The organism is Leisingera sp. G5_S3_59_S7, from assembly GCF_054968485.1.
The window spans coordinates 67,472-77,546 of record NZ_JBQKUH010000014.1 but is presented as its reverse complement, the minus strand read 5'-3'; the positions used below and the strand labels follow the sequence as shown (position 1 = coordinate 77,546).

Annotated in this window: 11 protein-coding genes; 1 reads left to right on the top strand and 10 read right to left on the bottom strand. The window is 62.4% G+C overall.

The window, feature by feature from the left end; genetic code table 11:
• Positions 1 to 184 (top strand): hypothetical protein (locus ACTRWG_RS09020; RefSeq protein ID WP_407474629.1); only part of this gene is annotated, 184 nt, incomplete at its 5' end.
• A gap of 8 nt (positions 185 to 192) precedes the next feature.
• On the opposite strand, the gene ACTRWG_RS09015 is transcribed toward ACTRWG_RS09020, so the two are convergent.
• The 10 genes from ACTRWG_RS09015 to ACTRWG_RS08970 form a co-directional block, all read right to left on the bottom strand.
• Positions 193 to 1,104 carry a DUF2493 domain-containing protein gene (locus tag ACTRWG_RS09015; protein WP_009827041.1) on the bottom strand — a complete coding sequence of 304 codons (912 nt, stop codon included), beginning with the start codon at positions 1,102 to 1,104 and terminating at the stop codon, positions 193 to 195.
• A 312-nt stretch (positions 1,105 to 1,416) separates the two neighbouring features.
• On the bottom strand, positions 1,417 to 2,463 hold the full coding sequence (locus ACTRWG_RS09010; RefSeq protein ID WP_009827040.1) for a DUF7146 domain-containing protein: 1,047 nt from the start codon (positions 2,461 to 2,463) through the stop codon (positions 1,417 to 1,419).
• A complete protein-coding gene (locus ACTRWG_RS09005) occupies positions 2,460 to 6,857 on the bottom strand; it encodes a strawberry notch-like NTP hydrolase domain-containing protein (protein ID WP_009827039.1) in 4,398 nt (1,465 codons plus the stop codon). The genes ACTRWG_RS09010 and ACTRWG_RS09005 overlap by 4 nt, the downstream gene beginning before the upstream one ends.
• 126 nt (positions 6,858 to 6,983) lie before the next feature.
• Positions 6,984 to 7,283 (bottom strand): type II toxin-antitoxin system RelE/ParE family toxin, encoded by a 300-nt coding sequence (locus ACTRWG_RS09000; protein WP_009827038.1) that lies wholly within the window; start codon positions 7,281 to 7,283, stop codon positions 6,984 to 6,986.
• Positions 7,276 to 7,527 (bottom strand): type II toxin-antitoxin system ParD family antitoxin, encoded by a 252-nt coding sequence (locus tag ACTRWG_RS08995; protein ID WP_009827037.1) that lies wholly within the window; start codon positions 7,525 to 7,527, stop codon positions 7,276 to 7,278. Before ACTRWG_RS08995 ends, ACTRWG_RS09000 begins: the two co-directional genes overlap by 8 nt.
• 50 nt (positions 7,528 to 7,577) lie before the next feature.
• A complete protein-coding gene (locus ACTRWG_RS08990) occupies positions 7,578 to 8,222 on the bottom strand; it encodes a hypothetical protein (RefSeq protein ID WP_462829224.1) in 645 nt (214 codons plus the stop codon).
• Between the two features lie 105 nt (positions 8,223 to 8,327).
• The gene (locus tag ACTRWG_RS08985) at positions 8,328 to 8,804 is read right to left on the bottom strand and encodes a DUF6915 family protein (protein ID WP_009827035.1); all 477 of its coding nucleotides are present in this window, start codon (positions 8,802 to 8,804) and stop codon (positions 8,328 to 8,330) included.
• A gap of 1 nt (position 8,805) precedes the next feature.
• Entirely contained in the window at positions 8,806 to 9,189 is a 384-nt protein-coding gene (locus ACTRWG_RS08980) for a DUF6878 family protein (protein ID WP_009827034.1), read from the bottom strand.
• 78 nt (positions 9,190 to 9,267) lie between these two features.
• Entirely contained in the window at positions 9,268 to 9,564 is a 297-nt protein-coding gene (locus ACTRWG_RS08975) for a hypothetical protein (protein ID WP_009827033.1), read from the bottom strand.
• A 116-nt stretch (positions 9,565 to 9,680) separates the two neighbouring features.
• Entirely contained in the window at positions 9,681 to 10,061 is a 381-nt protein-coding gene (locus ACTRWG_RS08970; protein ID WP_009827032.1) for a DUF3768 domain-containing protein, read from the bottom strand.
• Between the last annotated feature and the right edge of the window lie 14 nt (positions 10,062 to 10,075).

Genomic DNA, 10,075 nt, shown 5'->3' with positions numbered 1-10,075 from the left:
GTCTGCCCCGATCCGTGGGCGCGTTTTTTATGTGACCGCGCGTTATTTTTCGAGACTATTGCCCGACCAGCCAGATTCGTGCAAGCACTTTCTAGATATTGCGTCGTGCACCAAGTCCACCACAAGGGTAGCGTTCCATTACTCCGAGGCTGTGGTCGTGCGGGATCTCCTGCGCGGTGCGTGAACCGGGGCCTAAGCCCCGATCCTCTTGATGCGGATGCCGAGTTTGCGGGCCTTGTCGACGATATTCTCGGTGATGCCCGAACCGGGCGTGGCGATCAGACCCTGGGGCATGGTCTCGAGCATCTTGTCGTTGCGCTTGAAGGGGGCAGCCTTGCCATGGCTCTTCCAGTCGGGTTTGAACGCCACCTGCGTGACACCACGGGTATCTGCCCAGCGGGCAGCGATCATCTCGGCACCTTTTGGTGTGCCGCCGTGTAAAAGAATCATGTCTGGGTATTTCGCATGGGTGGCATCGAGGACGGACCAGATCAGGTCGTAGGCGTGATAGTCCCCGCCCGAGAAGGCGATCCGCGTGCCTTCGGGGCAGTGAACCTCGGTCTCCTTGCGCCGCTTGGCCGAGAGATAGGCCCGGCTGTCCACCACGGCGGAGGTGAGACCGCGATGCGAGACCTTGGATCCGGTGCGGGGCAGCCAGGGTGAACCGGTGGCGGCCGAGAAGTGGTCCACGGCCAGATCGCGCATCTGCTCGAAAGCGTCGCGATGGTCCCAGAGCTTCAGCCCGATCATCTGGAGGCGCTCGAGTTCGACCGAGGCGACCTCGGAGCCGTCCTGGATGGCCAGACTTTCCCGGACCTCGAATTCGTTGTCATCGAGGAGCTTCTGGATATGGGTGAGCCGGCGATGGAAGATCGAGGTCAGGGACCAGAGCATCTCTTCGAGATTGTCTTCCAACTGGCTTCCGGTGAGGAGGCCGATGGTGGTGTCAAAGAGCGTCGCCATGGCGAGTTCGACCTCGTCGGGCTGGGGCAGGGGGCGATGATCGGTCTCGCCGGGCCCGGGCGTTGCGACGTGAAGTGCGAGGTGGTCGAGGATGGCGGAGGTCACGCCGGTTTCCTCTTGGATGTCTGTCTGATGGGGCATTGTCTGGTTCCTCTGTTTGATCTGACCCGATTTGGATGGGGCGATAACAGGACCGGCGGCGACCGGGCCGCATCCGTCAGGATCGGAGCGCAGCGGAGAATGTGACCCGGACCGGAAAATTGTTCCCGCGAGGAATGGCCCGCCACGGTCATGTGGTGGGGCAGGGGAATTTTCCGGGTAGCGGGCGCATTGCTGCCCGGGCGAGGAGCACTCTGCTCCGACCCGCCGGTCCATCGCTCCCCTTGTCCAAACGGGATCAGATAGAACCGGCGAAACCTTTGCCCGGTCAGGCATCCCCGGGGAGGTTGGCGGTCACCCGTCCTCGATCTCCAGACCTTGTGCTTTCATGGCCTTTAGCAGAGAACGGCGCAGCGCATCTTTGCCAAATGCCCGCAGATCGTCGTTGAAATCGCCCATGTTTGGTACGAGATCACCACAGGTAATTCCAAGCGATTCCAGTTGGTTAAGCAATCTTATTGATGCGTCGCGTCCAGCTTCGTCATTGTCCCGCGCGATCCAGATACGCTTGATCCTCGGCGGCGGGATGAAGAGGCCGAGATGGGTGGCAGTGAGACAGGAGGCGAGATCGAACTCGGGGAGAGCCGTGCCGACCGAGAGGGTGTTCTCGAGACCTTCACCGACGATGAGATCGCTGCGCGCCTTGCCGGACCAGAAGCGGATGGCATGGCCGTGCAGCTGTCCGAGGATCCGCTTCGGGCTCTCGATCTCGGCCAAACCGCCGGTGGACGGGTCGAGAAAAACCCTTGCGCATCCGGTGATCTGGCCGCGATTGTCGGTGATCTTTGCCAGTAGGGCAGGGGCCCGTTCCAGCAGATCGGGGTCGTCCTCGCCCTGCCGCAGGAAGACACGCGCGTGATAGCGCAGGGCCGGGCCGAGCCGTGTGATCCCGCGCCCCTGCAGATAGGTGGCGGCCAAGGTGCCAAACACCGGCTTGCCAGCAGCGAAAAGTTTGCGCGCCCGCGCGATGCGTTTGCTGGAGGCTGCATCCGGGCGCTCAGCCCTTTGGGTGTCTCGAGGTACGGCAGGGCAGGGGGCTTCGCCGAGGAAGGATCGAGCCTCCCTCAGGGTCTCCTTGAGCGTGACAGACCCAAGCCGTTCATGCAGCAGGTCGATCAGGTCGCCATATTCACCCGTCGCGAAATCTTGCCAGGACCCGGCTTTACGACCAACCTGCGCCTGCAGACGGATGGCGAGGCTCTGGCCCTTTGCACCGGACGTGTCGCCGACCTGCCAATAATTACCCAGCTTGCGCCCCTCGGGGAAATACTGGCGGCAGAAACTCTCGGCATGGTCTGCCAGATCGGCCGAGAGGTCCGCGATACTGTGGCGCGCGCTCATGCGGCGGCCTCCGATGTGCCGGCGCCAACTGGATGCTCGGCAAGGACCCGTGTCAGCACCTCGATGCCGTCGACCGGAATGAACACCCGCGTCTTCCACTGGATCACTTCCGTGAAACAGCCCATTGCCTTCAGTCCGGGCAGGGCCGCGCCTGAAGCACCTATCAGCTCAAGCCTCGGCTGCCCCATGACCAGCGACCGGCGCAGCTGATAGCCGCCGAGGAGGTTCAGCGTCGTCCTGGCTTCCATCACGGCGGCGAGCACTTCCCGCGGCGTCATCTCGATCTGGCAATCGAGACCAAGGCGTGCAAAGACATTGAGAAGCTGCTCCTGGCTGACCAGTCGACCGATGGCGCGCTCCCCATCCTCGGTCTGAAGGCGGTAGATGCGCATGTTGTCAGCGGGAAGCCGATCCCAGATCGGCAGGAGAAGCCCGCAGATGAGCGTAATCTTTGAGGTGGTGAACTCCGGCACTGCCTCGACCTCGGCCTGCCAGAGCTGTTCGAATATCGCATCATCGATCTCTTCCCAGTGCGACTTCGAGAACTCGGTCAGCGCGAGGATTTCTGTGGCCATCGGACGCAGAAGCTTCACCCGCAGGATCGGCACGCCGTCCTCGTCCATGAAGGCCGGCGCATTCACCATCAGCGCCGCGCGTTTGGAGGAGGTGTTCCAGCACAGCGTCGCGCCGTCCGTATTTGCGCAGATCGATTTGATCCGGGGCAGGGTGAGCGGATCGTTGCGATCGGTACGCTCCACGGTCAGCGCAGTTGCCGTTGCGCCCGTAGCCCCGTGCTCGAAGATGACCTTGCGGTCGACGATTTCGAATTTCTCGGCCTTGAGCGTTTCGAGGCCGACATCGAGCGTGCCTGCCTGGCGCGCATCTTCGATGATGGCCGAGAGGAACCCGCCGAAGGCCTCGAAGATCGCGTCCTGCATGTCGATGCGGAGCGCGAGGCAACGATTCAGGAACTGCTGGATCGGCGGCAGGGTCTCTTTCATCGTGCCATCCGCTTCATCGAGCGTCAGCCCAGTCATCTCCTGGAATTTCGCATAGGAGCAGGCCTCGATCTTACCCGCACGCAGCTTGTAGAAGAACTGGCGCAGCGCAGCGCGTGCGTAGGGGCTCTCAAGGTTGTCCTCGGCACGGAACATGTTCTGACCGCCGGTCTCGCGCTGTCCCTTGGTGATGGCACCCAGCGTGTCGAGGCGGCGGGCGATGGTGGAGAGAAAGCGCTTCTCGCCCTTCACGTCTGTGGCGACGGGGCGAAAGAGTGGCGGCTGCGCCTGGTTCGTGCGGTTGGTCCTCCCGAGACCCTGAATCGCATTGTCGGCCTTCCACCCGGGCTCCAGGAGGTAATGCACCCGAAGGCGCTGGTTCTTGGCCCCGAGATCGGCGTGGTAGCTGCGCCCGGTGCCACCCGCATCGGAGAAGATCAGGATGCGTTTTGCATCGTCCATGAAGGCCTGGGTTTCGCCGAGGTTGGAGGAGGCGGGGCGGTTCTCGACCTTGAGCCGCCCCTCACGCGTCTTGACGATGCGCCGCTTGCGCCCCGTGACCTCAGCCACTGCATCGCCTCCGAAATGCCAGAGGATCTGGTCGAGCGCGCCCTGCACCGGGGCGAGGGCCCCAAGATGCTCGACAAGATCATCCCGCCGCCGCTCCGCCTCGCGGCAGATGATCGGGTTGCCATCGCAATCGAGGGCGGGGCGCGAGCGCAGATCGCCATTCTCGTCGGTGTAAGGCTCAAAAAGCTGCGTCGGGAAGCTGTGCATCAGGTAGTCCATGATGTTCTCCCTCGGCGTGAAATCGACCTGCAGATCGTCCCAGTCCGAGGAAGGGATCTCTTCAAGGCGGCGTTCCATCACCGCTTCGCTGGTCGAGACCACCTGAATCACGGCCGAGTGCCCTGCTGCAAGGTCCGCCTCGATGGCGCGGATCAGCGAGGGACATTTCATGGCGGTGATGAGATGGTTGAAGAAGCGCTGCTTGTTGCTCTCGAAGGCCGAACGCGCGGCGGATTTCGCTTGGGCGTTCAGCGTGCCGGTCTCAGAAGAAATACCCGAGGCCTGAAGCGCTGCCTCAAGGTTGTTGTGGATGATCTGGTAGGCATCGGCGTAGCTGTCGTATATGGCGACTTGAGCGGGGCTCAGCTCATGGACCAGCATCTCGTATTCGACCCCGGCATAGGAGAGGGACCGCGCCAGATAGAGCCCAAGCGCCTTCAGGTCGCGCGAGATCATCTCCATGGCCGCAATGCCCCCGGCCTCCATCGCGGCGACGAACTCGGCCCGCGTCACGAAGGGGAAATCGCCGGTGCCCCAGAGACCGAGGCGCGAAGCATAGGCAAGATTGCCGACGACTGTGGCACCGGTCGCCGAGACATAGAGAACCCGTGCATCGGGCGCGGCGTTCTGCAGCGCGAGGCCAGCGAGGCCCTGCTGGGACGCCTTCTTGTCGCCGCGGTCGGACTTTTCTCCGGCAGCATTCGCCATGGCATGGCTTTCATCAAAAGCAATGACCCCGTCGAACCCATCGCTGAGCCAGGACGTGACCTGATCGAGGCGGGAGGCTTTGCCCTCACGTTCAGCCGAGCGCAGCGTGGCGTAGGTGACGAAGAGGATGCCCTCGGGCAGGCGGATGTCGCTGCCCTGGCGGAACTTCGAGAGCGGCACGATATCGCTTTCGCGTCCCCCGAGCGCTATCCAGTCGCGACGCGCATCTTCGATGAGCTTGTCGCTCTTCGAGACCCAGACCGCCCGTCGGCGCCCTTTGAGCCAATTATCGAGGATGATACCGGCAACCTGTCGCCCTTTACCGCATCCCGTGCCATCACCCAGAAACCAGCCCTTGCGCAGGCGAAACGCGCCTTCGTCGCCCTCGGCCGCCGCCATCAACTGGCCTTCGATCTCGCCGCGCTTGAACCAGCCCTTGAGATGCGTCTCATGCGCGTTGCCCGCATAGATGACACTTTCCAGCTGCGGCGCAGAAAGAAGGCCGTCCTGAACGAGGTTCTTCGGCAGGATGGGACGATAGGTCGGCACGGGCGGCGGCACCGAGGCCATGGCGGTGGATTGCACCAGCGCGGTCGGATGTTCCGCCGCGCCATCGATCCTGATCGCCTGAAGGTCATAGGCCTCGTAGACCGTGTCCTGCAGCGTGCCGTCGGGTTGGCTCCAAGCCTTCGGCAGGTAGTCGATCGGGGCCGTCGTGATATCGTCAAACGGGTGCCTTGCGCGTTCTTCGGCGAGGGCACGGGTTTCCTTGCGCGCGGCATTGCGCAGGGCCTGCAGGTTGGTGCGGGTCGAAGCGGTCGGAGCCGACAGGGCCGTACTGGTGGGGCAGGGCGAGGGGCTGTGGCGCTGCGGGCAGTGGGTGAGCACTGCGTTGAGAAGGTCGGCGGTGGTCGCGCAGATCGGATGGTAGACGGCCTCGCTTTCGACCGATGCGATCTCATCAGCGCCAGTCGCACGCTTGTCGATCACCGTCAGCCGTGTGTCGATCGTGGTGCCATGCCGCGCAAAGACCTTGCCGTCGATAGCGGCGGAAAATACCACATCGGCGCTTTGTGCGATCCGCTGAAACGTCGACTGAAAGGATTTCGTCGAGGGGCGGAAGCTCTCGCCGGTGATGACGACAAGCCGCCCACCCGGCGCGAGACGCGCTAGGGCGGACAGGACATGTTGGCTGGTGGCCTGCCGGAACCGGCCGTCGACATGGTTGGCCGCAGAAAACGGTGGGTTCATCACGATGACCGAGGGCGTGATCGACCGATCCAGCCGGTCATCGATCGAGGCGGCATCGTGATCCGAGACGACTGCACCGGGGAACAGATGTCCCAGCAGGGCGCGGCGGGTCTCGGCAAGCTCATTCAGCGCCAGGCGAGCGCCTGCAATCTTTGCGAAAATCGCCAGCAGGCCGGTACCGGCCGAAGGCTCGAGCACCAGGTCGTCGTCCCGAAAGCCCGCCGCCTGCGCAACGATGGCCGCGAGGGGCAGAGGGGTCGAGAATTGTTGCAGGCGGACACTGTCTTCAGAGCGCCGCGTGTGGGAGGGGGCCAGACCGGCGAGACGCTCGATCATGGTGAGAAATGCCCGCGGCGCGGATACCTGGCGCTGCATCAGCGCACCGTAGCGCGAAAGCATCAGGATCTGGGCGACCTCTGCGGCTTCGTAAGCATCCTTCCAGATCCAGGAGCCGCTGGTGTCGCTGGCACCGAAGGCTTGCTCCATCGCAGTGCGAAGGGCGGCGGCGTCGATGGACCTGCCCGCCTCGAACAGGGGGACGAGGGCTTTCGCAACCTGCATCAGGTGTTGGGCGAAGCCCGGAGCCTCTGGCAGGGCAGGGGCGTCGGGCTCGGTTGCAAGTTGGACGGAATGGGGGTGAGCGTTCATCGGCAATCTCCGGGGTTTAGGGTTGGCCCCAAGCCCCGCGCGCACTCTCTCACCCGGGAGGGGTCACCCCTCCTGCCCTGCCTCTCGCTCTTTCATGGCAAAGCCCCGGTGCGAATTCGCCCGTTATCAGGACGACCGCAGATGCCTCGGCACGTCCATGGACTGATGCAAGACTCGGATCACGAAGATCCTGTCCGGGTCCACCTCGTAGAACACGAGGTGCCGGCCCGTGATCAGTTTACGCGCACCCTGCAAGAGATCGGAACAGTCAGACCCCATTTGCGGGTTGGCGATGAGACCCTTCAGGGCGCGATCGATATCATCGAGATAGCGGTCCGCCTGCGCCTCGCCCCACTGTCGGTCTGTCTCGACCCAGATATCGACGAGGTCGGATTTTGCCGCCTGAGAGTGATGAATGTCACGCATCAGAAGCGCCAGAGCGGCTCCGCGCGTCGCGCTTGATCTCATCCATGTCAAGCGGACCGGCGTCACCGGATTGTTTGCCCTCCATCAGCGCAACGCGAAGCCGCGCCCGCTGACCTTCCTGCTCCTCCATCAGGCGCAGAGAGGCGCGGATCAACTCGCTGGTTGACCCGTAACGCCCCTCTTTAAGCATCAGGGCGATGAATTCGTCCCAATGGGGGCCAAGTGTGACGCTTGTGCTTGCCATGCTCACCTCCGTAATACGCATGAATAAGATATATGAGTATTGCGGGCGTTTCAACTCAGGGGTGGGCTTGCGCCCTGTTCCGCAGCGGCGGGTCTTTGTACCTCTCGCAAAATCAGAGGATCTACAACCGCCCGCGCCTCGGACAGGCAGTCCAGATCATAGTGCTCGAAGAACCCCCAACAGGCGTCGATCTCTTCACCGTCACGCTCGACGACATAGCCATAAACCCGTCCGCCGAGGTAGGCATCGAAGGTGACGATCTCAGCGCGCAGAATGTCCTTGGCCTTTTCGCGCATCGCCTTGGTGACGCGCTTCGCGCCGAACTCCTTTCGAACCGTTTCGAGCGTTACGTATACAAAGCCAACTTGGCCGGAATCCCACGGACAATGGAACTCGATGGTGTTCATCGCGAGGCCGGAATGGTCGTAGAGGTACACGGGCAAGATGATTGCCTTGCGCTCGGCGCGCTCGCGGAGGCGATCCAGTGAAAGATCGCTCTGATCCGAGACGCCCGCAAGATCGCGCAGGAACGCCTCGGGGCAGTCGAACCGGTGGCTGTCCCCCAGCCGGTATCGGCGGTGCCAACAGATCAGCGCTCCGAGGTTGGACCACTCCCTTGGGTTCTCAGAATCGGGGTCGTGATAGATCTTGATGACGTGGCCTTGGTAGGCCTCCTCGTAGACAGGGTCTTGCATGTCGATATCCTTTCTTGAAACGCAATCGACCCGCCAAGCCGGTTGTGGCGCAGGCGGGTCGAAGTGGATGGGATCCGGTGGTTGGTGAGTTTTCTGGCCGGCGGATCAGGCAGCGGCGCGGTTTTGGCGATGCTGGATGTGCTCGACAGAGACCTTCAGCAGCCAGTCCTCAAAACCGAGAATGGTCTGGTGATTGGAGACCGCCTCGATCCAGACCGCACGCGGATCGCCAACAATCTGCGTAGGATCGTTGTCGATCCGGCCATTGGCCATCCACGGTTCCGGCTGAATGCGGACAAGCCAGTCCGCCAGCGACGGGATCCGTCCCTGGCAGTCCTCGCGCACATGCTGCTCACCGATCCAGCGGATCGGGACGACCCGGCCCGCGCTGTTGGTCAGGCTGCGGCCGAAGTGACGTTCGGCATCATAGATCCCGACTGTATGATGTTTTTGGGCTCTGTGAACAAAGAGACCTAGGTGCTCTTTGGATGAGTCAAACCAGTCATGCACGAACTGATAGTCATCTGGAACACCGCCGAATTTTCGGGCGGAGCTTTCGGCGTGGTGGAGGGGATGTGCCATGTCAGAGCCCCTCGTGTTCGGTGGTGTTGGTTTCGATATAGCGGTTCGAGTGGCTAACATCGATCTTGTCCGTCTCGAGCGCCCAGGTCAGCTCGCCATAACCGCCCTCGTTGTTCTCGAATCCGGGGCTCAGCGCATAGGCGAAATCCCAACCAAAATCTTCAACCCGGCGTCGCAACTCTTCTGTCAGCGTGATCGTGTCGGGTGTCACGACGACATCCTCGACATTGCCGGAATCGCCGTAGCCTTCATATTGCACCTCGATGCTGGTCACGCCGAAGGCACGCAGCTCGGAGAGAAGGGCAGCGCGAGTCTCGCCCCGCTCTTCGGATGCGCGTCTCTGGGATTCGAGCATCTGTGCGTAGAAATCAGTCGCTTGTGTCATGTCTTTTTGTCCTTTGGAATTGGGAGAGGGGAGGGCGACCGTTACGCGAGGCCGCCCCGGAGTTTCCTTTGGGGGGCTTCAGGCCGCAGCGTCGCCGCGGTTTTCAGCCGTCCGGTCAACCAGGTTGAAATACAGATTCTCGGTCGCGCGCTTGAACCCCGGCGGTTTGCGCGGGGCGAGGCAACGCACCGAAGCACTGCAACTCTCACCATGCTCCATTGCGAACTGCGTCACCTTGTCGATCAAATCGTCCATGCCCGCGGCCTGGACGCGCTTTTCGGGGTAGGTCGCCATCATATGGAACTGGGTAACAACGAAGGCGCCGTCACGATGCGCGGGATAGAGGGTGATCTGGTAATCGAGTGTCTTGGCCATCTCTGGTCTCCTGCAGCAGGCCGGACGCGATCATCGCGCCCCTTGAAACCCGCCAGCCCGAAAGGACCGCCCTTTATGCAAGGACGGCCCGGGGCGGCGATTGGGGGTGGAGGGCGTCAGTATTCCGACGGGAGAAGCAAGGTCAGCACGCGACGCGTCTGTTTCGGGTCGGAAGGCTCAGGCGAGCCGTACTGATAATCGACGTCGTACAAGTCGATCTTGAACCAAACCTTCGTGCCATTGAATTCGATGACCCCCATCTCGTGCAATCCCTGCGGGTCACTGTCGGCATTGAAGGCGTCGAACGCGGCAACGCGGCGTGTGAGTTCCAGTTGTGCGTCGGGTCCAAGCGCGGCGACGCCACATGTCATCACAAACTGTCCCTGCGGGGCATCGGCAACGGAAGGATTGCCGAGGATGGAATTGCGAAACGCGTCATTCTGCGCGGCGATGCGTGCGGCTTCCTGAACAGGATCGAGGTCGAGTCTGGTGGTCATAGGATGTCTCCGGG